The sequence below is a fragment of the Variovorax sp. R-27 genome, from assembly GCF_049913215.1.
Lineage (GTDB): Bacteria > Pseudomonadota > Gammaproteobacteria > Burkholderiales > Burkholderiaceae_C > Variovorax.
Map to the genome: position 1 here is coordinate 3,479,006 of NZ_CP183984.1, position 22,495 is coordinate 3,501,500.

Here is a 22,495-nt window from a genome sequence, read left to right on the forward strand (position 1 = left end):
CCCGTTCGATGCGTTGCGGCGAGCCACCCACCGCCCCTCCAGGTTCACATCCGCCGTGCAACCAGGGCCGTGCGCCCCAGGGGAGTGACCCGCAGGACTACCGCCTGCTTGAACTTCTGCTGGTTCTGCCGGGTGCGGCAGGTCGGGGGAAGCGTGGCTTCCACCATGCCCGCCGCATTCAACACGGCCACCGAGTTGATCTCCGCTGGATCGTCGATACGCAGGGGGAAGATCGAATTGCCGATCTTGCGCAGGTAGTCGAGTGGCATGACAGGCCATTCCTGGCCCTCGGCAGTCGTTGCAACATTGCCGGTCTGCAGGCTGGCGATCTCCGCGTGTCCCGCGTCCGTGATGGCGAACACCACGGCGCTCTCGTACTGTTGATAGCCGAAGTGATCGAGATGAAATTCGGCCTCGATGAGTCCGGTCGCCAGCAGGACCGATGCGTTCCTGATGTCCGGGTCAGCCGTGAGCGTCGCCGGAAACTTCTCGTGCAGAAGTCGAAGGAGGAGGGTAAGCGGCATACATGCTCCTATCTGGACCTTCCGTGCGTATCGAGCGGTTCGTCACTAGGTCCGAGGGTCGTTCGGGTTTAAATGTGATTTTTTCACTTTAGTTATTTTGTTTTACATCAACCGCCCGGCCTTGTCGATAGGAGGCACTCCACGACCATGAGGCCGTGGATGAAATCTGCTGTGGATTGCGAAAGAAGAGGGCGCCCAGGCAATGCGGGCGCCCCTGGCAGCCTCAAGGCGTGGTGAATGTCACCCGCTGTGCGATCAGCACGCCGTCGACCACCCGGTCTCCGACAACGGTCACCCGCTGGCCGTTGCCCAGGTTCGCTGCGGTGCCGTTCTCGAAGATGACGCCGCTGCCGCTGGCGTCCACGGGCTGACCGCGGACCTTGAAACTGGCAGGCGACTGGTACGCGCCGATGGCGCCGATCAGCGTGAACGATGCCGGGCCGCCCGTGCCCGGAACGTTGCGGATGCGCAGCTTCTTCACCACCAGCACACCGCCCGACATGAAGCCGTCGACCTCGACTTTCACGCCGTTGCCGAGCGATCCCACAGGGCCGCCCGTGATCTGCGCATTGGTCGCGTCGACCGGCGTGCCCAGCACCTTGAACGAGCCGCGCGAGGCGAAGTCGGTGATGACGCCCGCCAGCTGCACAGCGATGCCGTCGCTCACTGGGATGGCATACCAGCCCTGCACTGTCGTGGCCGTGAGCACGCCCGCGATCGGCGCGACAGTGCCACGGGCGCGAACGATGATGCCGTTGGCGAGCGACGATGCGTTCATGCCCGTGAAGGCAGCCGAGCTGAAGTTGATCGTGAGCTGGCCGAGCGTGAAGGTCTTGCGCACGGTATCCAGGTTCTGCACGGTCCCTGTGACCAGCGGATCGGTCAGCGTGGGGGTGATCTGGATGCGCGTGGCGCGCAGGGCGCCCGGTGCGCTTGGCAGGCCCCACACCTGGACGATGCTGTTCAGGCTGATGTCCGCCAGTCCGTTCGCGTCGGCCCAGACGGTGGCCGAGTCGATGCTCACGACGGTGCCCATCACGACGAAGCTGCCGGCCGAGGTGTCGATGCCCGAGGCCGCGCCGCGCAGTTCGGCAGCCGACTGGACCTGGGTGGCGACGCCGCTGGTGAAGTTGGCGTCGACCTTGCCGGCGACGCGCGCGCTCATGCCAATCTGCAGCTCGGTGGCGTCTTCAATGGTGAAGGTGGCGCTGTCGGTGTCGTAGCGCAGCCCGTTGAGGATGATGCTGCCCAGGCCGTCCGCAGCACCGATGCCGGCGGCGTCGGCGGTCACGCCGGTGCCGCCCGAACCTACGCCGGAGCCGTCGGTGTTGCTGTTGCCGGCGGTCGTATCGCCGCCCGCACCGCCCGAGCCCGTGGAACCTGTGCCAGTTCCAGTTCCTGTCCCCGCTCCTGTAGAGGTATCCCCTCCGGTGTCTGTCTGCGTGGCGCCACCCGTGCCGACGCCCAGGCCGCCCACGGAGCCACTGCCGCTACCTCCACCCCCGCCGCAGGACAGCAGCAGGGCCATGAGGCCGACGGACAAAAGGCCGAGCATGAGCCGGCGGGGTGTCTTCATCGTGTTCATGGCTTGGGCTCGCTTTCAGAGGGGCGGGGCGGCACAGGCGCGCTCTCGTCTTCGTAATAGGTGTAGATGCCGACCCTGATACGCCCCTTTGCTCCGGCAGGAGCGCGGTCGACTGCCTGTGTCATTTCCTGCGTCAGCTCGTGGTGCAGGGCTGCCCAGCGTTCCCGGACGAGGCGCTGGATCTGCTCGCATTCCTGCAACGTGAGCCCGCGCGCGTACACCGCCCGCTCGAGCATTCTGGGCTCCTCGCCCAGGGTGTTGGAGACGGCAGCCAGCAGGTGGTCACGGCCGTTGTCGCCCAGGAAGGCGAGCATGGACTGGAGATCCTGCACCGGCACGAAGCCGTCGGCCGTGAGTTCGACCACGCCTTCGCTCTCGGTCACCATTTGCAGGCGCACCAGCTCGTCGAGGATGGTGCGATGGTGCACGTCGCCGCGGCTGCTCATTCGCGCCACGGCCTCGAAAGAAGGCGCGGCATTGCCTGCCGTGATGGGCAGGCGCCTGAAAGTGTCATCCTGAGTAAGCATCTGCAACCACAACGTGAAAGTCTTGGCTGCTGCCGACAGCTCGGTGTGGGGCAGGGGGTCGACGGTGGAGCGGACCTTGGCGGTCACCGCCTTGCGGTTCAGGCCGGTCGTGATGGACAACTGGCTCAGATTGGGCTTGGGCACGCCCTGGTTGCGCCAGCTTCGCTGGGCCTCTTCGAGCAACAGGTCGCGCAGCAATTCCTCGAGGTGGGGGTGCTTGACCCCCATCGCGAGGGCGAGCCTTACCACTGGTCGAAGAATGCGAGCGCAGGCGGCGAGGGCCCAGTCCAGCCGATGTTCCATGGAGGCGAGCGTTATTCCTGAAGGTGCGGTTCAAAAGAGGATCAGCGGCAGCAGCCGCCGATCATTGCCCGCTATTGTCATGTGCAATAGTCACATGTGAAAGCTTTGGACCACTGTTTGCAGTTCGCCTTTACCCGGCGCAGGTTCCATCGGCCACACGCTTGACGCTGGTCCGGCCCGTGGCGCTGATGTTGACCAGGCGGGTCTGGCCGGCGCTGGGCGAGGCCCGGCAGATCGTGATGCTGGCCGGGCTGGCGCCGACGCCGGTGGCCTGGAAGGTGAGGGCGCTCGCCCCTCCTGTGTCGCGCAACTGGTAACCGCCGGCCGCGGCCGGCTGCTGCAGCAGCACTTTTGTGCCGCTCACCACGATCCAGCCGGTTTCCCATTGGCCCGAAGTGCTGCAACTGGCACCGTCGGCCGAAACGCACAGGGTGACGGGAGCATTGCGCTTGATGGCCTCGCTGCGCGCAAGCTGGCCGCCCGCAACCAGTGCCGTGGCGTAGGAATTCAGCCGTGTCGACAGGCGTACGCCGTCGAACGAGGGCACGGCAATGGTGATCAGCACCACCAGCACCGTCAGCGTGACCATGAGCTCGATCAGCGTGAAGCCGCCATGACGGCCTCGTGTGCTCTTGCTTTTGCGATTCACGGACCCGCCTATTTCTGGATGAACCAGTAGACCCGCCCCTTGGGCTGCTTGAACGCCGACTTGGGGGTGGCGCCCTTGGGGCTCAGGAAGGAGTCGGGCCTGGCGCCGATCACCACGTCGCGAATGCTGCCGTCGTCCAGTTGGACCCGGCCCACCACGGGCGAGGGTGCCAGGCCGCCGCCCACCACGTTCTGGAAGCGCCCGTTGCTGTCCTGGGGCGCAGCGTTGGCATACGACACGTTGTAGACGTTGGCGGTGCCCAGGTCGGCGCGGCACGACTGCTGCACGCTTGGGTTGGTAGGCGTGTGCGTGTTGAAGGTGGTGATGCCGTAGGCCGTCACCGAAGCGGTCACAACCTGCTCGCCCGGGGCCAGGGCCAGATACCAGCCCTTCTTGCTCGCAAGGTCGGTGGCCGTGGGGGTCGCCGTGGTGGTGATGGCCTGCAGGGAGGCATGGCACAGCACGGGGGTACTGCTGCAATGATCCGACTCGGAGCTCAGCCAGGCGGTGTCGGTGGGCTTGTCAACCAGCATGTAGAAGCGGTTGGCCACGCTGAGCGCGGCGCTGTAGTAGCGCAGCGGCTTCTCGCGATCGCCGGAGCCCAGCAGGATCACGTACACGCCGTTGTCCTGGACCACGTCCGGCCCGAACATGAACTTGCGGTTCGGCGTGCAGGTGCTCACCGTATCGCAGCCGAGCGAGGCGATCTTCGTCATGCTCCAGCTCCCCGGCGTCGCGTCGCCGATGGTGATCCGGTAGACGTTGCCGCCCAGGTCGGCCGCGTAGGCGATCCGCGCCAGGCCGAGGCTGTCGCTGACGATGGTGACTTCGCCCGCCACGGCGCGGTCGGTGACGAAGCTGTTGAGCTGCGCGCCGGTGGCCGCATCGAGCACGTAGATGCGGTTGCCCTTGGTGCCCGTGCCGCAAGCCTGGGCGGCCGAGTTGGTGTCGACGTCCTCGCACTTGTCGTAGCCGCCGCCGAACACCAGCATCGGGCTGTTGCCGGCGCCATAGCCGGTCGACTTGACGATCTTGGGCGCCGACCAGGTCTGGCCGATGCCGTCCATGCCGGTGTCGCAGCCGGTGTCATTGTCCTGGTTCGGGCAGCCTTTGCGCCACTTGAGAGTGGGCGCCGCGGGATCGGACACATCGAAGGCGTAGATCAACCGGCCGCCGCGGCGCATGCTCGCGAACAGCCAGGCGGTGGTGGTGCCCTGCCGGTAGGCAGCTACCGCGCCGTCCATGCCGTAGGGCTTGGGCGCCAGGCTGCCGGTGGAGACCGGCAAGTTCGGGAAGTTGATGCGCGTGCTGTTGTCGTACAGCCGCTTGAGGCTGCCGTAGAACTCGGGCGGCACGAAAGACCACAGCTCATCGCCCGCCGCCGCCGAACCGATGGCCGTGTCGCGATTGCCGTTGACGGCGCGCAGCACGCCGTCGTTGCCACCGTAGAAAACCACCACCTGGGGCACGACATCGGTGCCGTAGTTGATGGCCACGGGGCGCGAGTGCACCACGTCGCCGTGCACCGAGGGGCGCATGCTGGTGGAGGTAAGGGGGTTGCCGCTGGCGTCGGTGCGTTCGTCGCCCTTGTTGTCGGCGCCGCGGACCCAGTTGATCAGGTTGGTGCGGTCGGTGGCGCTCGCAACGCCCAGGGCCGCCTGAGTGATGCTGCCGTTGCCATCGGCGAAGCTGGTGAGTGCGGTGCATGAGCCGGGTGCGCAGGTCTTCATGTTGCGGTTGGCCACCGCGAGGCGGCGCAGCATGTAGCCCTGCGCGCCTTTCTCGACCACATTACCGTCCGGGCTGTCGGCCGCCTGTTTGACGAGCGTCCCGTTGACGATGCAGTCGCCAGCGGGGCGGAAGCTCCAGTAAGTGTCCGTGTCACTCGGCTGTGGTGTCCAGAAGCTGCGCACACAGGGCCCTATGAAGCCGGTCTGGGTGTTCACCGCGTTGGCGCCGGCGGCGTCCTGCAGGACGAGCTGGCTGCTGCTGTCCAGGCCCAGCTTGTATTGCTTGAGGTTGCCGTTCCAGCGCGGCAGCGCGTCCTGGTCAGGGCGGAACATGCCGACGAACACCTGGTTCAGGTAGGTGCCCTGCGTGTTCACGCTCACAGGCAGGCTCACCGAAGAAAACACGCTGTTGACCGACTGGATCTTGCTGAAGATGTCGTCGAGCGCCGCACCCAGCGAAGCGCCAAGGTCGGGATCGGACGAAATGTCGTAGTACTCCCCCTTGCTCTGGGTGGCCATGCTCTTGAGCAGTGCACTCCAGCCAGGGCCCTGGCCGCCGGTGGCCTTGGCGGCCTCGACCGTGTAGACATTGACGCCCATGCTGCTTTGCAGGAACCGCGCCCATTCATCGGCGGTGTTGTCCTGCGAGCCGCTGGGGCTCAGCACGATCGGGGTGGTGCTGCCGCCCGCGGCGAGCAGGGCGCTCGTGGAGGCCTGGCTGTCGCTGGTGTTGTCCTGCGCGGCGCCGTTGCTGATGTAGATGACGTACGTGCCAATGCAGTTTTCGGTGCTGGGGCCCACGTAGGTGGTGCTGTTCACCGCGTTCAGCGCGTTGCGCGGCAGCGCGTACACGGCCTTCGACGCGGCGGTGCCGTAGACGCTGCCGCTGTAGTCGGCCTTCAGCTTGTTGTTGCCGGCGATCGGGGTGCCGCTGGCCAGATAGCGGTAGACCTCGGCCATGGTCTTGCCGGCCTTGCCGCCATTGGACTTGTCGTCGAGCTTGTCCAGGCTGCGGATGAGCGCGCCGTACTTGACCTTGGTGCCGTCGTCCAGCGTGCGCACCGCAGCGCGCACATAGCCTCCATCGGAGTTGGAGTTGCCGCCACCGGTCTCGGTGAACATCATCAGGCCGACCTTGAATTTGTTGGACGGCAGGCTTTCGAAGGCTTTCGCCAGCGCGGTGATCTCGGCCGTGAACGGCTGATTCCAGTTGGCCGTGTTGTCCAGCACGAACAGCACATTGGGCGCCTGGGTGGCGGCCTGGTTGTAGCCCACGAAAAGGTCGATGTCCTCGGCTCGCGCCTGGCTCAACGGCAAGGCAAGCAGGGCGGCGGCGCACAGTGGTGCGAAGAGTTTCTTTGTCATCATGGTGTCGGCCCGGTCGTATTGCACAGCGCTTCGAACTGCGCCTTGTTGAGCAGCGCTCGCACCCCCTGGCGCACGGCGGTGGTGGTGCCGCTGGTGGCATCGGTCACGGTGGTGCTGATGTCCCAGACCGAGTTGTATTGATCGGGCAGAGTGGACAGCCCCGAGCCGCTGCTGGAGGCCCCGCCGGTGATGCCGCTCGGTCCGGTCACGGTGCCACCGCCCGTGTCGACGGCCTTGGTTGCACGTACGCACACCGGCGCAGCGACCACGACCGTGTAGTCGGTAGTGCCGTCGTTGTTGATGTCGACCAGGCTCACGGTGGCCTGGGGCGGCGTCAGCGACGGGGTGCCGTCGGAATCCGGCGCCAGCAGGCTGCTGGCAACTTCCTCGATGGCGCGGTTGGCCGCGGCAACGGCTTCGTTGCGAGTCTGCAGGTTGCCTACCGATTTGAGATTGGAGCTGCTGAGATTGAACGCCGCGGTGACCGTGAGGGTGATCAGCAGCAGCATGATCATCCCGATGAGCAGCGCAGCACCCTGCTGGCGGCGCATGGCCGGTGTATGAGTCATGGCGTCTCCCTCCGCCCGGTCACGTTGGTCAGGCGCACGGTGGTGGAAAACGCGTGGCGCTTGTAGTGATCGTTGAACGGGCCCAGGGTGGCGGAGCCCAGGTTGTAGGTGCGCGTGTCGGTGTGGCCCGGCGAAACCTCGGTGCTGCGCGCGAGCACGTGGAGCTTGACCGCCACCACGTTCACCAGCTGATCGGCAGTGCAGGGCGCGGCGACGCTGCAGTGCACGAAGCTGCCGTCGGGGCTGCCGTCGCCGCGGTTGGCGGGAGTCAGCCTGACCGCCGGATCGGCCCAGTCGATGGCCGCGGCGTAGTTCACGGCGGCGCTGGTCTTGCCGATCGTGTCCAGCCCGAACTCGACCCTGAACCCCTCGACGCCCTCGATCAGCGGTACCGGGGGCTGCTGCGCCAGGGCGCCGCCCACGAAGTCGAAGCGCGAGCGCGCCAGCGTGGGGACGCCGTCACCCACGGTGTCGGCGTAGTCGCGCACGTAGTAGATGTCGGCAACGAGCTTGCGCTTGGGCGAAGGCGTCGTGCAGTCCTTCTTCAGCATGTTGCCGAATCCGGCGGTGGACAGGTCGAAAGACGAAGGCTTCTGCGTGCCGCACAACGAAGACTGGAAGTACAGGTTGCCGGCGATGTCCGCCTCGCAGTTGGGTGCGCCGGGCAGGCAGGTCTCGGCGTGCCGCACCACGAGGACGTCGGTGTTGGCCTTCTTGTTCTTTAGCAGGTCGGTGCAGCTGGCGGGCACGGTCTCGTAGCTCTGCACAGGCAAGTCGAGCAGCTCGCGCTTGTAGTCGTCGGTCCAGTTGACCAGGGAGTAGGGCAGGCAGGGGTCGGGCGGCGCGCCGGTCGGCACGTGCTCCGGCACACCGTTGACCGTCAGGTCGTCGAACTGGGGCATGTAGTTTTCCCAGAACCCGGCGTGGGTGAGCTCGTTCTCCAGCACGAAGACACTGAGCCGACCACTTTCGATCTGGCGGTTCACGCGTTCCATTTCGCGCTGGGTGTTGCTCACGTTCAGGAACAGCGCGAGCAGGGCCGCCACCACGATGAGCATGATGGTGACCGCCACCATCAGCTCGATCAGCGTCAGTCCGCGCTGCCGGTTGCGCGACGAGGTCATGAAAGGGCTCCGATGCGCACGAGCGTGGTGACCGCTCGGCGGCACATGTCGCTCACGCAACGCGTGCCAGCGGTGTCATACAGGTCCTTGCCGCAGGCCACGCCGGCGGGGGGAGCGCTGATCGGCACCAGGCCCTGCCAGGCGATGGTGACGAGGTATTCGTTGTTGCCCATGTCCTGCACGCAGCCGCGCCCGCCGATCACTGTGCCGAGCCTGCTGCTGCCCGAGGTTTCTGCGGCGCCCTGCAGCGCGTTGCACCACTCGGCGCTGTCCACCTGCTGGCGGGTGCCGGTGGCAGTGGGACATGTGTTGCCGCTGCCCAGCGGGGCGCTGGTGACGTAGCTCGAGGCCATCCGGCGATTGATCGCGATACGGCTGGCCATGTCGTTCAGCATGATCAGCGCCTGCGACCGCTGGTACGACTCCATCTCCGACGCCTGCAAGCGCGCCTGCAGGCCCACCAGGCCGAACAGCCCGAAGGCCACCACGACCAGGGTGACGAGCACTTCCAGCAGGCTGACGCCGCGCTGGGCACTTCTCACTGCGCTTCTCACCATTTCTCCGCCGGCGTCTTCACGCCGTCGCTGTTGAGGGTGAGCGCGCCGTCGCCGGTCTGGCCGCCGATCGGGGTCAGGGTCAGCGTGTAACCGGGGACGCCGGTCGTCGACAGGACGATGTCGTAGCTGTAGTTGCTGTTGACTTCGGCCGGCAGCGCATAGCCGCTGGCCGTCAGCGCGGTCTTATCGGCGTAGCTGCGGTTTGCAAGGAGGAACTGCTGCTGCCGGTTGGCAATGTCCATCATCTGCGCCTGCGCCGCCGACCGTTTGGATCGGACGACGTACTGCTGGTAGCTGGGTAACGCGACAGCCGCCAGGATGGCCACGATGGCCACCGTGATCATCAGTTCGATCAGCGTGAAGCCACCGGTTCTGCGCTTGTGCGAGGGCTCGTTCATCCGTGATCCGTCAGAAGTGTTTCACATTGTTATAAATGTGAATTTATCACATTAAGTCCTGGCGCAAACCTTTTTCTAGCTTTCGCGGCATGGACGCAACGCGTCGCAATAGGTGGTTCGAGGGGTGTTTTGTCGAGGCCAAAGCAGGCCGGAGGGCCTGCCAAGAACAGGACAAATGCCCCTTTCAGTTCCCGCGCGAGGTGCGCAAACTGAAGCAATGGACCCGAACCCGACCAGAAATTTCGAAAGCTTGCGTGCCGGCCTGCATGTCCTCAGAGCGGACATCGGCCCAGGCGCAACCTTGACCAAGTTGTGCACTCAACGGCACGGAACAGGCGTGCTGATCCCGGACCCATTGGCCGGAATCTGTCGAACGGTCAGGAAGACATGCGACGCGTATCTGGAATTCGAGCCGACTCAGCTGAAAGGCGCGGCGCGCCTGGTGCGTGCGCCCGCGGAAACTGCGACTCGCTTCTTCTGGCCGGAAGTCCCCGGTTCGAGCGTTCTTTTCCCCGTGAACGGGTTCATTGCCGGCTTCCTTTCCAGCAATGAGTTCATCGTGGATGACCAGATCACGTACTCCGTCTACTCGCTGAAGCCCGCAAATTCAGCGCTCATGGAGAAGATCGTGATCCGGTGCCACTGCTGCCAGCAGCGGATGCGAGTCCGGCCGGGCCGGAATCTGGTAGTCACGTGCCCGTCTTGCGGAGCCGACACGGATCTGGAACCGTTCTGCTGAAGCCGCCAGGCATTGACGCATCTCTAGTTCAGGCTGGTGTCGCCACCTGAGGCCCGAGGAAGAACTCGACCGCCCGCGCGACCACCCACGGCACGATGACGTGATCGCCGTCGAAGGGCTGCAGCGTCAGGTCGTGCCCGCTCTCCAGCAGCCGTCGCGCATGCGGGTGGGCGCTGGTCTCGATCGGCAACTGGCTGTCCGAGCGCCCGTGCGCCAGGAACACGCGCGGCTTCCCCGTCTGCGTGAACGTGTTCATGAAGCCCGCCGACAGCCCGATCACGTGGCTGGCCACGTCGCCATTGGTCAGGCCGAGCGACAAGGCGTAGCTACCGCCATCGGAAAAACCGGCGAACGCCAGGCGCTCGGGGTCGATGCGGAAATGTGCGGCTACCGTCGACAACGTGCCATCGAGCCGTTCCAGATCGGGGCCATGTCCGCCGACCACGATGTCCCACGTCGGGTACATCGACTGCGGGGCCAGCAGAAGAAAGCGCCGCGCACGCGCATGGGACACGAGATGCGGCAGCACCCGGTTGGCCTCGCCGCCCGCGCCGTGGAACATCACCAGCAGCGGCATCGGTGCATTGGTGGGCAGCCCCTCGGGTACCACCAGCACCGCTTCGCGCCCTTCGGCGAACGAGAGGCCGTGGCGCCCGGGTGGCAGCGGGGCGGCCACGGGCGCAGCGCCCGGGCGGAAGCTCATGCGGCCGGTCAGCGCGCCGCCCAGCAGGCTGGCGTCGATCATTCGATCGCTCCCACCTGCGACGACATCTGCGACGAGGCGCAGGCAATGCCGCGAAACACCGCGCACTGCGCGAAAGACTGCGTCGACAGCGGCAGCTCCTTGCGGCGGCAGTACTTGCTGGTGAGCTTGAGCAGTTCCTTGATGTCGCGGCCGCTGGCGCCGGCATATTCGACCACCAGCCTGTCGATCACCGCGCCCGGAAGCTCCACGCCCAGCTGGGTCGACAGCGTGGACCAGAGCCGGCGCGCGTCGTCGGGTCCTGGCGGCTGGTAGTCGATCACCGCGATGCAGCGCGACAGGATGGCCTCGTCGATATCGCCGACCCGGTTGGTGGTCATGAACAGCAGGCCGCTGAAATACTCCAGCGTGCGCAGGAACTCAGCCACGATGGCGTTGTGCTGCAGGTCGTTGTCGCGTCGTCGGATGTACACGTCGGCCTCGTCCAGCAGCAGCACGCAGTCCCAGCGCGCGGCGCGCTGAAGGATCTTCGTCAGGCTGGCCTCCACCGAGTCGGCCGTCACGCCGAGCTGGCCCGAATGCACGCGGTACAGCGGCTTGCCGACCACTTCCGCATAGACCTCGGCGGTAAGGGTCTTGCCCAGGCCCGGCGCACCCTTGCACAGGATGGTGGTGCCGCCTGACTTGCCCGGCACCACGTCTTCCACGAGGAAGCAGCGGTCGGCCGTGAGGATGTCGATCAGGTCGCGGTGCGCCTGCGGCAGCACCAGCCGCTCGCGCAAGCCGGGCTGGTACTTGTATTCCTGCACGTGCTGCGCATGCACCCAGATGTTGCGATGCCAGTCGAGGTGGAACAGGTGCAAGTAGCAGTGCTGGGGAATGCGGTCGAAGCCGCTGTCGACACCACTCTCGCGCCAGTAATGCGGATCGGCGGCCAGGTCGAAGCGGCGCTGCAGCAGTTCCTCGTCGTTCACGCAGCGAGCCACCGCGCCTTCGGGCAGCCGGTGGCACGCCATGCCTGCCCGAGGGCCTTCGCCGGCCGTCCAGGCGCTGCCGTCGATGGTGAACTGGGCACCGAACTGCGGCTGCAGCTTCGTGAAGCACGCCACCTGCTTGTCGTACTCGCGCTTGAACTCGGCGCACTCCTTGTGGAAGCCGTGGTCGGCGAAGAGGCCGGCCAGCGTGCGGCCGGGCAGGTCTTCCGCGTAGAAGCTCAGGCCCCAGGTCATGCCCGCGAAACGCAAGCGCGGTTCAGAGGGCGGCTCGCGGCCAGCGGCCTGCAGCGTGTTGGCCAGCAGGCCCACCAGCACGTAAGCCTCGTTGTCCGCCGGTTGCACAAGGCGCACTGCATGGACCAGCCAGGGCAGCAGTACGCCGTCCTTGCCGCGCTGGTAGAGCCAGCCATCGATCAGGTCACGCGAGAGCCACTCGGTCAACGCCGGGACCATCGACTCCAGGCTGGAGATGGGCTTAGCGGGCGGTTCGCCGTTGAGGTTGTCCAGCGCGAGCAGCTGGAACACCAGGTCGCGTGAGCCGGCAGCCAGGCCCAGCTGGAAGAGCAGGTTGAGCGAGTGGCCGTCGAAATGGCAACTGGACACGACGCGCACACCGCTGCCGGCGCCAAGCCCACCCAGTTGAAGGCCAAGCGGCGTTTGCGCGCCGACCTGACCCTGCAGCGCAGCGGCCAGCATCTCCGGTATCTCGAGTTCCACGGTGTCTCCTCGTGTCGCCTTCGATGCTAGCCACGAGGTAGGGCCTGGCGCTTGACCTGGGTCAAGACCGGCGGCAGGACGCTAGGAGTCGTTCACCTGCGCCAGCAGCCATTGCCTGAAGACCTGCAGCGACTGCATCTGCGCCGACTCTTCCGGATACACGAGGTAGTAGCCCTTGGCATAGCGCCATTTGCGGCGCGACAGCCGCCGCAGGCGCCCCGACGCCACCGACTCGTCGCTCATGTAGGGCGGCAGCAGCGCCACGCCCATGCCGGCCAGCGAGGCGTTGAGGGCCATCGACATGATGTCGTAGCGCGGCCCTTCGCGTCCTGCCTCGCCCACGATGCCTTCGCGTGCGAACCATTCGTCCCACGCGCCGGGCAGGGTCTGGTGGTGGATCAGCGCCGAGCGCGGCGTGTTCGCATCGACCGCCTTGCCGTGCTCGGCGATCCAGGCCGGCGCCGCGTAGGGCGAGAGGTCCAGCGGCAGCACGAACTCGCTGCGCAGGCCCGGCCGCTGGCCGTCGCCGAATTCCAGCGACGCATCGACCGGCGTGGCGCTGAAGTCCACCGGCCCCACGCGCGTGCCCAGGTTGAGCGTGATCTCGCCATGGTCGCGCGTGAACCCGGGCAGGCGCGGAATCAGCCAGTAGCTGCCGACCGAAGCGCCAACCGACAGCGAAAGCTCGCCACCCCGGCCCTTGAGCGCCATCACATTGGCGGTGGCGCGCTCCAGCCGCTGCAGCAGCGGCCCGACTTCGCTCAGGTAGTAGCGGCCCGCGTCCGTCAGGGCCAGGGCCTCGCGCCGGCGCGTGAAGAGCTTTACGCCGAGCCGGTCTTCCAAAGTCTGCACCTGCCGGCTCACAGCGCCTTGCGTGAGGCGGAGCTCCTGCGCGGCAGCAGTGAAGGAGCGCAGCCGCGCGCTGGCCTCCAGGCACATCAGGGACATCGTCGAGGGAGCGCGAACGTGATGGTTCATGAGAAAAGAGCAAGTCTGGTGCATGCAACCGATGGAGCTGGCTATACGCACCGGCCTCGTGCATGAGAAAAGCTCATGCTAAACCCAGGAAACATGGCTTGTCCAACCCCGTTCGCGGGCAGATCATCCGCTCACCGATCCTTCATTGCCGGAGTTCTCTGCCATGCGTCTGCGTGCCTTGCTGTGTACTCTCGTCCTCGCCGCGCTGTCGGCGGTTTCGATGCCGGGCCTCGCGGCCTATCCCGACAAGCCGATCCGCCTGATCGTGCCCTCGGCCCCGGGCGGCGCACCCGACGCGTTGATGCGCGCGCTGGGCGCTCAGTTGTCGCAGCAGATGGGCGTGCCCATCGTGGTCGACAACAAGCCCGGCGGCTCCTACACGATCGGCACCATGGACCTGGTGCATTCCGCGCCCGACGGCTACACGCTGGCCTACGGCAACATCGTCTCGCTGGCCACCAACCGGTCGCTGCTGCCCAGCGTGCCGTACGACGTCGAGAAAGACCTGACGCTGGTCGCCAACACGCTGCGCCTGTCCAACCTGCTGATCGTCAACAACGACCTGCCGGTCAAGACCGTGCCCGAGCTCGTTGCCTACGCAAAGAAGAACCCCGGCAAGCTGGCCTTCGCGTCCGACGGCAACGGCACCACCGCGCACCTGGGCGTCGAGCTCTTCAAGGCCATGACCGGCACCGACATGCTGCACGTGCCCTACAAGGCTGCGACGGCCGCAATCACCGACCTGATCGGCGGTGGCGTGCAGCTCATGATGGTCAACACGCCGGTGTCCGGCCCGCAGGCCCAGGCGGGCAAGGTGAGGGCGCTGGGGATCTCGTCGCGCCAGCGCTCGCCCACCTATCCGAACATTCCCACCATCGCCGAGGCCGGCGTGCCGGGCTTCGAGGTGGAAGCCTGGGGCGGCATCATCGGGCCGGCCCGCATGCCCAAGGACGTGGTGGCGCGCCTCAATGCCGAGATCCGCACCGCGCTGGCCAACCCGGCATTGCGCGAGCGCTTCAGGCTGCTGGGCGCCGAGACCGATTTCGCCACGTCGGAGCAGTTCCTCGAGTTGTCGCGCCGCGAGACGCTCAAGTGGGCCAAGATCATCAAGGACTCGGGCGCGAAGATCGATTGAAGGCCAACTCACCATGACTCCCTGGAAAGCCGCAAGGCCCGGCGATCGCCTCGACGCCATCGACACCCCCGCGCTCGTGCTCGACCTCGATGCCTTCGGGCGCAACCTCGCGCGCATGGCCGAGGCACTGCGCGGCAGCGGCGTGCGCCTGCGCGCCCATGCCAAGTGTCACAAGACGCCGGAAATTGCCCTGCGCCAGATCGCCCTGGGCGCGGCCGGCATCTGCTGCCAGAAGGTCAGCGAGGCGGCCGTGTTCGTCGAAGCCGGCATCGCCGACGTGCTGGTCACCAACCAGGTGATGGGCGAAACCAAGCTGCGCCGCCTGGCCGCACTGGCCCGCCGCGCACGCATGGGCGTGCTGGTCGATCACCCGCAACAGGTGCAGGCGCTGGTTGCCGTAGCGCAGGCTGAGGACGTGACGCTGGATGTGTATGTCGAGGTCAACGTCGGGGCCAACCGATGTGGCGTTGCCCCCGGCGAAGAGGCGGTGCGGCTTGCGCAGCAGATCGCGGCCAGTGCACCGCTGCGCTTCATGGGCCTGCACTGCTATCACGGGCCGGCCCAGCACCTGCGCGCGCCGCAGGACCGCGCCGCGGCCATTGCCGCCGCCGCAGAAGCCGCGCGCATGACCCGCGCAGCCATCGAGGCCTGCGGCATCCCCGTCGAGCGCGTGACGGGGGCGGGCACCGGCAGCTTCCTGCACGAGCGCGACTCCGGCGTCTTCAACGAAATCCAGGCCGGCTCCTACGTCTTCATGGATCGCGACTACGGCGACAACCAGCGTGGCGAGCACGACATCGCGTTCGAGCACGCCCTGTTCGTGCGCACCACCGTCATGAGCCGCGCCACGCCCGAGCGTGCCATCGTCGACGCGGGCCTCAAGGCCTCCAGCGTGGACTCGGGCATGCCCACCGTGTGGCAGCGGCCCGACCTGCGCTACGTGAAAGCCGCCGACGAGCACGGTGCGCTGGCCACGCCCGATGCCGCCGCGCTTTCTCTGGGTGACCAGCTGATGCTGGTGCCCGGCCATTGCGACCCGACCGTCAATCTCTACGACGACCTGATCTGCGTGCGCGGCGAGCGGGTGGAAGCCCTGTGGCCGATCGCCGCTCGCGGCGCGCTGCTTTAACTCCTTTCAATCCAAGGCAATCGATGCAGGAAAAATTCGACCTTCTGATCCGCAACGCAAGCATCGTCGACGGCACCGGCGCGCCCCGCTTCACGGGCGACATCGGCATTCGCGGCGACCGCATCGCCCGCATCGGCGATCTGTCCGCAGCGCACGGCGAGGTGGAGATCGACCGGGCAGGGCGCGTCGCGGCGCCCGGCTTCATCGACGCCCACACCCACGACGACCGCCTCATGCTGTCCAACCCCGACATGGCGCCCAAGGTCAGCCAGGGCATCACCACGGTGATCGCGGGCAACTGCGGCATTTCGCTGGCACCGATGCCGGGCGGCATCACGCAACCGGTCACGCCACCGCTGAACTTGCTCGACGAGCAGGGCGACTGGTTCTCCTTTCCGACCTTCGCCTCGTACATCGAGGAACTGCGCGCCAAGCCAGCCGCGACCAACTGCGCCTTGCTGGTGGGCCACACCACCTTGCGGGTTGCGACGCTGGACGACCTCGGACTGCCGGCGACGCAGGAACAGATCGCCCGCATGCGCGAACTGGTGCAGGAGGCGCTGCAGGCCGGCGCCATCGGCGTGTCCACCGGCCTGTTCTACGAACCGTCGATTGCCGCGCCCACCGAGGAGGTGATCGAAACCTGCCGTCCGCTGAAGGAATTCAACGGCGTGTATTGCACCCACATGCGCAACGAGGCTGACCAGGTGATCGACTCGCTCGAAGAAACCTTTCGCGTCGGCCGCGAAGTCGGGGTGCAGGTGGTGATCTCGCACATGAAGGTGGTGGGGCCGGCGAACCATGGCCGGTCGGAAGAGGCGCTGTCCTTCATCGAAAAGAACATGGCCAAGCAGCCGATCTGCCTGGACTGCTACCCCTACACGGCAGGCTCCACCATCCTGTCGGCGGACCGGGCGGCAAGCTCTTCGCGCGTGATCGTGAGCTGGTCGAAATCGCTGCCCGAACATGCCGGCCGCGACCTGGACGTCATCGCAAAGGAAATGGGCGTTACCGAAGAAGAGGCAATCCGGCGCCTCAGTCCCGCCGGCGGTATCTACTTCAGGCTGGACGAGGCCGACGTGCAGCGCATCTTGAAGTTCGACCAGACCATGATCGGCTCCGACGGCCTGCCGCACGATGCCGCGCCGCATCCGCGGCTGTGGGGCAGCTTTCCGCGCGTGCTGGGTCACTACGGGCGCCTGCTCGGGCTGTTCCCGCTGGAAACCGCGATCTACAAGATGACCGGACTGACCGCAAAGAACTTCGGCCTGAAGGACCGCGGCGTGCTGAAGGAAGGCGCATATGCCGACCTGGCCTTGTTCGATGCAGACACGGTCGGCGAAGCCGCCACGTACGAAGCGCCCATTGCACCGGCCCATGGCATCGAGGCGGTGATCGTCAATGGCGCGATCGTGTGGCGCGATGGCGGGTCGACGGGAGCGCGGCCGGGGCGGGTGCTGGCGCGCGAAGTGCCGCAGACGGCGGGTCATTGAACCATCTGGACGCACTGGTCGCATCGGCTCCGCGGTCCTTCATCTCCAGGCTGCTGCGCTGGCGACCGCCTTCAATGCACGGTCCTGAGCATCGACAACGGCAACGCGATGACCGCAATGCTGCGAAAGACCGAACCGGTCCGGGGACTACTTCAACGCGGAAATCTCCCGACTCTTGATAAGCCTGGAGCGCAGGATGTTGCGGCTGATCCCAAGCAGCCTGGCCGCCTGCACTTGATTGCGGTGGCAGAACTCGAAGGCGGTGCGCATCACGGTGTCCTCGATCAGTTCGAACATCTGTTCGTGAGGCTCGTTGAACAGCTCGCGCAGTACCGTCTCCAGCGCTTGCCGCGGCGTGGCGTGCGCGGAGACCTCGCTCTCGGCTGGACGCCTCTGGATGTTCAACGAGGACAGATGCAGATGCTCCGCGCCCAGCACGCCGTGCTGGCAGATCAGCAGCGCGTGGTGAATCACGTTCTCCAGCTCGCGGATGTTGCCGGGCCAGGCGTGCTCGGAGAGCTTCTGTTCGGCGCTCGCATCGAGCCGCACCGCGCCGTAGCCCAGCCGCTGGCGGTACTCCTCGATGAAATGCCGCGCCAGCGGAAGAATGTCGCCGGGCCGCTCGCGCAGCGTCGGCAGCGCAAGGTGCACCACGTGCAGCCGGTAGAACAGGTCTTCGCGGAAGTTGCCGGCGGCCACCGCGTCCTGCAGCCGCACATTGGTCGCGGCCACCACGCGCACGTCGATGGGCACGCTCTTGCGCGAGCCCAGCCGCACCACCTCGCGCTCCTGCAGCACGCGCAGCAGCTTGACCTGGATCGACAGTGGCAGGTCGCCGATCTCGTCGAGGAACAGCGTGCCGCCGTTGGCCGCCTCGAACCAGCCCGTCTTGGCCGAGAACGCGCCGGTGAAGGCGCCTTTCTCGTGGCCGAAGAGCTCGCTCTCGACCAGGCTCTCGGAGAAGGCACCGCAGTTCACGGCCACGAAAGGCCGGCTGCTGCGGCGGCTCAGGTCGTGTACGTGGCGCGCGATCAGCTCCTTGCCGGTGCCGGTCTCTCCGATGATGAGCACGTTGGCATCGCTGGGCGCCACCATGCGCACGCGTTCGAGCAGCGCAGCCGAGCGCGGATCCTGGAACACCTGGGCCGTGGCGCGGATCGAGGTGGTGAGCTTGCGCGGGTTGGGCAGCGTCAGCAGGGTGGGGGCATCCCAGTCCTCGTCCGATGCGGGGGAGGCGTCGGCCGGCGGCAGCACAGCGAGAGGGCGGGTGAAGGCGGTCATGAGTAGAAGGTCGGTACGGGGTATTGCTGCTTGAGGGCCCATTCGCCGAGCTCGCGCAGTTTGTAGGCCACGGGGTCATGCAAGGTCTGGGTGCGCAGGTTGCGCCAGTGGCGGTCAAGGCGCAGGCCGCCATGCGTGGCACGCGCGCCGGCCACATCGAACATGCGCGTACAGATGTCCAGCCCCGTGTTTGTCGCCGCGACCTTCGCGGTGGCCACGGCCACCGCGACGTCGCCGCGCTCGGCCTCGGTCAACGCGGGGCCGAGCCGCCATGCCGCGTCGAGCCGGTCGGCCGCGCGGTCGGCCAGCACGCGCACGCTCTCCAGGCCGACCCAGAAGTCGCCGTAGTGGCCGAGCACATAGGGGTCCTCGTGCATCTGCGATACATGGGCCGTATGCCACGGGCGCGACTCGTGCAGCGTGTAGTGCCTTGCATCGTTGAAGGCCGCCTCCGCAATGCCGAGGTAGATGTTGGCCAGCACGAGTTGCGACACCAGCGGCCGCAGGCAGGCGAAGGGCGTCGAGAGCGGGCCCGGATCGGCCAGCACCTCGTGCTGCTCGACGCGCACCTTCTCGAAGGTCACGCTGCCGCTGTCGGTCTGGCGCTGGCCGATGTTGTTCCAGTCGGGCGCGACGAAGATGCCCGAGCGGCCGGTGGGTACCGCCGCGACGATGAAGGCGCCACTGCCTTCCTCGCGCGCCGAGGCGATCAGCATTTCGGAATCGAGCGCGCCCGAGCAGAAGCTCTTCTGCCCGGTGAACTCGCGCCAGCCCTCGTGCGCGCTGGACACCGTGCGGTCGTCCAGCGGGTTGAGGGCGTTGCCCCAGAACCACCGGCGGCGCGCGGTCTGCTCGAACCATGGCTGCCATTGCACGGGCCGCGCGAAGAGGCGCACCGTGGCGAGCATCAGATGATGAAAGCCGAACACATGCGCGAGCGAACTATCGGCCTGCGCGAGCAGGCGCACGACGTCGAGCGTCTCGCGCCAGTCAGCACCGCCGCCGCCGAATTCGGACGGGATGCTCAAGGCGAGCAGGCCGCTTTCACGCAGGGCATCGCGCTCGGCCTTCGGCGTGCCACCGCGCTCGTCGCGCTCCACCGCGGTGGCCGCGAAGCGCTGCATCAGCTCGCGGGCGATGTCGCGAGGGGATTCGGAAGCAGGAATGGAAAGAACGGAACTCACTGAACTCACACAAGGCCTCGGTATGTGCAGGCAGCACGGTTGCTGCGCCAGCAGCATGTTGGCGGCGCGCAAGCGCCCGGCCAACGATGCGATGCGTATATCGATCCTTGTTTTGCTTCCATGGCAGCAGTGCGGGCGGGCAATGTGCCGCGCGCAGCAGATGTGGTGTTCCGCTGCTGCTGGAGCAGCACAAATCGCGCGTTTCGGCGCGTTCCCACAGGCAGCTCGACTGGCACGCTAACTGCTGAACCGCCTCATGCAACTTTTCTGGTTTCTTCCCACGCACGGCGACAGCCGCTACCTCGGCACTTCCCGCGGCGCACGCACCGTGAGCCATCGATACCTGCGGCAAGTGGCACAGGCCGCCGACGAACTGGGCTACGAAGGCGTGCTGATTCCCACGGGGCGTTCCTGCGAAGACTCGTGGGTGGTCGCCTCGTCGCTCGCGGCGCAGACCGAGCGGCTCAAATTCCTGGTGGCGATCCGTCCCGGCATCATTTCGCCGACGGTCTCCGCGCGCCAGGCCGCGACGCTCGACCGCTTTTCCGATGGCCGCCTGCTCATCAACGTGGTGACCGGCGGCGACCCCGATGAACAACATGGCGACGGCAGCTTCCTGACGCATGCCGAGCGCTACGAGGTCACCGATGAATTCCTGCGCATCTGGCGCGGCGTTGCGGCCGGCGAGACCGTCAACTTCTCGGGCAAGCACCTGCGCGTGGAGAACGCCAAGACGCTCTATCCGCCGGTGCAGAAGCCCTATCCGCCCCTGTGGTTCGGCGGCTCGTCGGACGCAGCAATCGCACTCGCGGGCGAGCAGGTCGACGTGTACCTCACCTGGGGCGAGCCGCCGGCCGATGTGGCCGACAAGATCGCGAAGGCCCGCGCCGCGGCGGCAGAGCATGGCCGCACGCTGCGCTTCGGCATCCGGCTGCATGTGATCGTGCGCGAGACCAGCGAGGCGGCCTGGCGCGCTGCAGACGAACTCATTTCCTACGTGACCGACGACACCATCGCGGCCGCGCAGAAGGCCTTCTCGCGCTTCGACTCGGTGGGCCAGCAGCGCATGGCCGCATTGCACGGCGGGCGGCGCGACAGGCTGGAGGTGTCGCCCAACCTGTGGGCCGGCGTGGGCCTGGTGCGCGGCGGCGCGGGCACGGCGCTGGTGGGCAGCCCCGAAGAGGTGGCGGCGCGCATCAAGGAATACGCGGCACTCGGCGTGGAGACTTTCATCTTCTCGGGCTATCCGCATCTTGAGGAGGCCTATCGCGTGGCCGAGCTGCTGTTTCCGCTGCTGCCGCTCGACCATGCGCGCCCGGCGGGGCAAGCCAACATCACCGGCCCTTTCGGTGAGGTCATTGCCAACGACATCGTGCCGCCGCCTTCGCAGGCTCTGCAGGCGCCCCTGTCTGTGCCCGTGCCCGAGAAGGCCGCCGCATGAAGCATTTCTCCGCGGAGGCCGGCGACGAAGTCGTGCCGTGGCATGCGACCGCGCAGCGCGTCGCGCAGACATTGGCGCAGACCGCCGTCGAGCGCGACCAGCGTGGCGGCACCCCGAAGGTCGAGCGCGACCTGCTGCGGGGCAGCGGCCTACTGATGCTCAGCGTGCCGACCGAACTCGGCGGCCTGGGCGCGAGTTGGCAGCAGACGCTCGACGTGGTGCGCGGCTTTGCGCGTGTCGACAGCTCGGTGGCGCACCTGTTCGCCTTTCATCATCTGCTGCTCGCGACCACGCAGCTCTTCGCGCAACGCGGGCAGTGGCAGCCGTGGATCGAACAGACCCGCGCGCAGCGCTGGTTCTGGGGCAATGCGTTGAACCCGCTCGACAAGTCCACGCGCGCGCAAGCCGTCGACGGGGGCTATGTGTTCTCGGGCCGCAAGAGCTTCTGCTCCGGTGCCAGCGACTCCGACATGCTGCTCGCCTCGGCCCTCGACGCGAACGATCGCCTGCTGATTGGCGTCGTGCCCACGGGGCGCGCCGGCATTGCGGTGCAGGGCGATTGGGACAACATGGGCCAGCGCCAGACCGACAGCGGCAGCGTGGTGTTCGATGGCGTGCGCGTCGAGACGAATGAACTGCTGCTCGACCCCGGCCCGCTCTCGACGCCGTTCGCCTGCCTGCGTCCGCTGCTTGCGCAACTGATCCTCGCGAACATCTACCTCGGCCTGGGGGAGGGCGCGCTCGAAGAGGCGAGGTCGTTCACGCTGCAGCAAGGCCGGCCCTGGCTGTTCTCGACGGCTTCGGCGGCAAACGAAGATCCTTACGTGCTCACGCACTACGGCGATTTCTGGCTCGCGCTGCAAGGCGCCCGCATGCTGCTGGACCATGCGGCCGCGGCCTTCGATCAGGCGTGGCTGCGCGGCACTTCGCTCGATGAGCACGAGCGCGGGCAGGTGGCTGTTGCTGTTGCCGCAGCCAAGGTCGCGAGCACACGCGCGAGCCTCGAGGTGGCGCACCGCATGTTCGAGGTGACGGGCGCGCGCGCCACCACCGCCGCGCTGCGCCTGGACCGCTACTGGCGCAACCTGCGCGTGCACACGCTGCACGATCCGGTCGACTACAAGCTGCGCGAACTCGGCGACTGGGCGCTCAATGTGCGCGTGCCGCAACCCAGCTTCTATTCCTGAACTTCGGCATTGCCTTGCAACGGGCCTGCGGCTTCGCGTCGCAGGCCCGTTGTGCTTTCCAACGCGCACATCACCCTGCTGCAGGGGAAGCAGCTTCTTCATCGGATTGCTGCCTGGCGTTCATGCGACGGCCGCATACCGATCTACCCCAAACAACTATCGCTGCGGAACTGCTGACC

General features: G+C 66.8%; 20 protein-coding genes. 6 read left to right on the forward strand and 14 right to left on the reverse strand.

Annotated elements, in window-relative coordinates; all coding sequences use genetic code 11:
- Positions 1–44: 44 nt before the first annotated feature.
- The 9 genes from ACN9MV_RS16205 to ACN9MV_RS16245 form a co-directional block, all read right to left on the reverse strand.
- The gene (locus ACN9MV_RS16205; RefSeq protein WP_093058382.1) at positions 45–524 is read right to left on the reverse strand and encodes a hypothetical protein; all 480 of its coding nucleotides are present in this window, start codon (positions 522–524) and stop codon (positions 45–47) included.
- Between the two features lie 223 nt (positions 525–747).
- A complete protein-coding gene (locus tag ACN9MV_RS16210) occupies positions 748–2,100 on the reverse strand; it encodes a DUF5666 domain-containing protein (protein WP_426393119.1) in 1,353 nt (450 codons plus the stop codon).
- 5 nt (positions 2,101–2,105) lie between these two features.
- On the reverse strand, positions 2,106–2,939 hold the full coding sequence (locus tag ACN9MV_RS16215; RefSeq protein WP_093173662.1) for a DUF6502 family protein: 834 nt from the start codon (positions 2,937–2,939) through the stop codon (positions 2,106–2,108).
- Positions 2,940–3,069: 130 nt separating this feature from the next.
- Positions 3,070–3,588 carry a GspH/FimT family pseudopilin gene (locus tag ACN9MV_RS16220; RefSeq protein WP_426393120.1) on the reverse strand — a complete coding sequence of 173 codons (519 nt, stop codon included), beginning with the start codon at positions 3,586–3,588 and terminating at the stop codon, positions 3,070–3,072.
- A gap of 8 nt (positions 3,589–3,596) precedes the next feature.
- A complete protein-coding gene (locus ACN9MV_RS16225; RefSeq protein ID WP_426393121.1) occupies positions 3,597–6,686 on the reverse strand; it encodes a pilus assembly protein in 3,090 nt (1,029 codons plus the stop codon).
- The gene (locus tag ACN9MV_RS16230; RefSeq protein ID WP_093058386.1) at positions 6,683–7,255 is read right to left on the reverse strand and encodes a hypothetical protein; all 573 of its coding nucleotides are present in this window, start codon (positions 7,253–7,255) and stop codon (positions 6,683–6,685) included. Before ACN9MV_RS16230 ends, ACN9MV_RS16225 begins: the two co-directional genes overlap by 4 nt.
- Positions 7,252–8,379 carry a PilW family protein gene (locus ACN9MV_RS16235; protein WP_426393122.1) on the reverse strand — a complete coding sequence of 376 codons (1,128 nt, stop codon included), beginning with the start codon at positions 8,377–8,379 and terminating at the stop codon, positions 7,252–7,254. Before ACN9MV_RS16235 ends, ACN9MV_RS16230 begins: the two co-directional genes overlap by 4 nt.
- Positions 8,376–8,936 (reverse strand): type IV pilus modification PilV family protein, encoded by a 561-nt coding sequence (locus ACN9MV_RS16240; RefSeq protein ID WP_093173658.1) that lies wholly within the window; start codon positions 8,934–8,936, stop codon positions 8,376–8,378. The genes ACN9MV_RS16235 and ACN9MV_RS16240 overlap by 4 nt, the downstream gene beginning before the upstream one ends.
- The gene (locus tag ACN9MV_RS16245) at positions 8,930–9,334 is read right to left on the reverse strand and encodes a type IV pilin protein (RefSeq protein ID WP_426393123.1); all 405 of its coding nucleotides are present in this window, start codon (positions 9,332–9,334) and stop codon (positions 8,930–8,932) included. Before ACN9MV_RS16245 ends, ACN9MV_RS16240 begins: the two co-directional genes overlap by 7 nt.
- A gap of 175 nt (positions 9,335–9,509) precedes the next feature.
- On the opposite strand from ACN9MV_RS16245, the gene ACN9MV_RS16250 reads away from it, so the two are divergent.
- Complete coding sequence (locus ACN9MV_RS16250; protein ID WP_426393124.1) at positions 9,510–10,073, forward strand: hypothetical protein; 564 nt, start codon at positions 9,510–9,512, stop codon at positions 10,071–10,073.
- Between the two features lie 28 nt (positions 10,074–10,101).
- Here the strand turns inward: ACN9MV_RS16250 and ACN9MV_RS16255 are convergent, their stop codons facing one another.
- The 3 genes from ACN9MV_RS16255 to ACN9MV_RS16265 all read right to left on the reverse strand — a co-directional run bounded on the left by ACN9MV_RS16255 (position 10,102) and on the right by ACN9MV_RS16265 (position 13,466).
- Entirely contained in the window at positions 10,102–10,818 is a 717-nt protein-coding gene (locus tag ACN9MV_RS16255; protein WP_426393125.1) for an alpha/beta hydrolase, read from the reverse strand.
- The gene (locus tag ACN9MV_RS16260) at positions 10,815–12,488 is read right to left on the reverse strand and encodes an AAA family ATPase (RefSeq protein WP_426393126.1); all 1,674 of its coding nucleotides are present in this window, start codon (positions 12,486–12,488) and stop codon (positions 10,815–10,817) included. Before ACN9MV_RS16260 ends, ACN9MV_RS16255 begins: the two co-directional genes overlap by 4 nt.
- Before the next feature lie 81 nt (positions 12,489–12,569).
- Positions 12,570–13,466, reverse strand: a complete 897-nt coding sequence (locus ACN9MV_RS16265) for a LysR substrate-binding domain-containing protein (RefSeq protein ID WP_426393127.1) — start codon at positions 13,464–13,466, stop codon at positions 12,570–12,572.
- A 163-nt stretch (positions 13,467–13,629) separates the two neighbouring features.
- Here ACN9MV_RS16265 and ACN9MV_RS16270 point away from each other — a divergent pair, with 163 nt between their 5' ends.
- Genes ACN9MV_RS16270 through ACN9MV_RS16280 form a run of 3 tightly spaced genes read left to right on the forward strand, consistent with a single transcriptional unit; the run spans position 13,630 to position 17,223 of the window.
- The gene (locus tag ACN9MV_RS16270) at positions 13,630–14,601 is read left to right on the forward strand and encodes a Bug family tripartite tricarboxylate transporter substrate binding protein (RefSeq protein ID WP_426393128.1); all 972 of its coding nucleotides are present in this window, start codon (positions 13,630–13,632) and stop codon (positions 14,599–14,601) included.
- 13 nt (positions 14,602–14,614) lie between these two features.
- Complete coding sequence (locus tag ACN9MV_RS16275) at positions 14,615–15,730, forward strand: DSD1 family PLP-dependent enzyme (RefSeq protein ID WP_426393129.1); 1,116 nt, start codon at positions 14,615–14,617, stop codon at positions 15,728–15,730.
- 23 nt (positions 15,731–15,753) lie between these two features.
- Positions 15,754–17,223 carry an N-acyl-D-amino-acid deacylase family protein gene (locus ACN9MV_RS16280; RefSeq protein ID WP_426393130.1) on the forward strand — a complete coding sequence of 490 codons (1,470 nt, stop codon included), beginning with the start codon at positions 15,754–15,756 and terminating at the stop codon, positions 17,221–17,223.
- A gap of 147 nt (positions 17,224–17,370) precedes the next feature.
- On the opposite strand, the gene ACN9MV_RS16285 is transcribed toward ACN9MV_RS16280, so the two are convergent.
- The gene (locus ACN9MV_RS16285; protein ID WP_426393131.1) at positions 17,371–18,504 is read right to left on the reverse strand and encodes a sigma-54 interaction domain-containing protein; all 1,134 of its coding nucleotides are present in this window, start codon (positions 18,502–18,504) and stop codon (positions 17,371–17,373) included.
- Positions 18,501–19,628, reverse strand: a complete 1,128-nt coding sequence (locus ACN9MV_RS16290) for an acyl-CoA dehydrogenase family protein (RefSeq protein WP_256329605.1) — start codon at positions 19,626–19,628, stop codon at positions 18,501–18,503. The genes ACN9MV_RS16285 and ACN9MV_RS16290 overlap by 4 nt, the downstream gene beginning before the upstream one ends.
- Before the next feature lie 316 nt (positions 19,629–19,944).
- Here ACN9MV_RS16290 and ssuD point away from each other — a divergent pair, with 316 nt between their 5' ends.
- Positions 19,945–21,129: an FMNH2-dependent alkanesulfonate monooxygenase gene (gene ssuD / locus ACN9MV_RS16295; protein WP_426393132.1), complete on the forward strand. Its 1,185-nt coding sequence runs from the start codon at positions 19,945–19,947 to the stop codon at positions 21,127–21,129.
- Positions 21,126–22,316 (forward strand): acyl-CoA dehydrogenase family protein, encoded by a 1,191-nt coding sequence (locus ACN9MV_RS16300; protein ID WP_426393133.1) that lies wholly within the window; start codon positions 21,126–21,128, stop codon positions 22,314–22,316. Before ssuD ends, ACN9MV_RS16300 begins: the two co-directional genes overlap by 4 nt.
- Positions 22,317–22,495: the final 179 nt, after the last annotated feature.

Bases quoted from the DNA above. Each gene is read 5' to 3' on its own strand.
- ACN9MV_RS16205 (WP_093058382.1), bottom strand. From the start codon at position 524: ATGCCGCTTACCCTCCTCCTTCGACTTCTGCACGAGAAGTTTCCGGCG.
- ACN9MV_RS16210 (WP_426393119.1), bottom strand. From the start codon at position 2,100: ATGAAGACACCCCGCCGGCTCATGCTCGGCCTTTTGTCCGTCGGCCTC.
- ACN9MV_RS16215 (WP_093173662.1), bottom strand. From the start codon at position 2,939: ATGGAACATCGGCTGGACTGGGCCCTCGCCGCCTGCGCTCGCATTCTT.
- ACN9MV_RS16225 (WP_426393121.1), bottom strand. From the start codon at position 6,686: ATGATGACAAAGAAACTCTTCGCACCACTGTGCGCCGCCGCCCTGCTT.
- ACN9MV_RS16230 (WP_093058386.1), bottom strand. From the start codon at position 7,255: ATGACTCATACACCGGCCATGCGCCGCCAGCAGGGTGCTGCGCTGCTC.
- ACN9MV_RS16235 (WP_426393122.1), bottom strand. From the start codon at position 8,379: ATGACCTCGTCGCGCAACCGGCAGCGCGGACTGACGCTGATCGAGCTG.
- ACN9MV_RS16240 (WP_093173658.1), bottom strand. From the start codon at position 8,936: ATGGTGAGAAGCGCAGTGAGAAGTGCCCAGCGCGGCGTCAGCCTGCTG.
- ACN9MV_RS16245 (WP_426393123.1), bottom strand. From the start codon at position 9,334: ATGAACGAGCCCTCGCACAAGCGCAGAACCGGTGGCTTCACGCTGATC.
- ACN9MV_RS16250 (WP_426393124.1), top strand. From the start codon at position 9,510: ATGCCCCTTTCAGTTCCCGCGCGAGGTGCGCAAACTGAAGCAATGGAC.
- ACN9MV_RS16255 (WP_426393125.1), bottom strand. From the start codon at position 10,818: ATGATCGACGCCAGCCTGCTGGGCGGCGCGCTGACCGGCCGCATGAGC.
- ACN9MV_RS16265 (WP_426393127.1), bottom strand. From the start codon at position 13,466: ATGAACCATCACGTTCGCGCTCCCTCGACGATGTCCCTGATGTGCCTG.
- ACN9MV_RS16270 (WP_426393128.1), top strand. From the start codon at position 13,630: ATGCGTCTGCGTGCCTTGCTGTGTACTCTCGTCCTCGCCGCGCTGTCG.
- ACN9MV_RS16275 (WP_426393129.1), top strand. From the start codon at position 14,615: ATGACTCCCTGGAAAGCCGCAAGGCCCGGCGATCGCCTCGACGCCATC.
- ACN9MV_RS16280 (WP_426393130.1), top strand. From the start codon at position 15,754: ATGCAGGAAAAATTCGACCTTCTGATCCGCAACGCAAGCATCGTCGAC.
- ACN9MV_RS16285 (WP_426393131.1), bottom strand. From the start codon at position 18,504: ATGACCGCCTTCACCCGCCCTCTCGCTGTGCTGCCGCCGGCCGACGCC.
- ACN9MV_RS16290 (WP_256329605.1), bottom strand. From the start codon at position 19,628: ATGCAGCGCTTCGCGGCCACCGCGGTGGAGCGCGACGAGCGCGGTGGC.
- ssuD (WP_426393132.1), top strand. From the start codon at position 19,945: ATGCAACTTTTCTGGTTTCTTCCCACGCACGGCGACAGCCGCTACCTC.
- ACN9MV_RS16300 (WP_426393133.1), top strand. From the start codon at position 21,126: ATGAAGCATTTCTCCGCGGAGGCCGGCGACGAAGTCGTGCCGTGGCAT.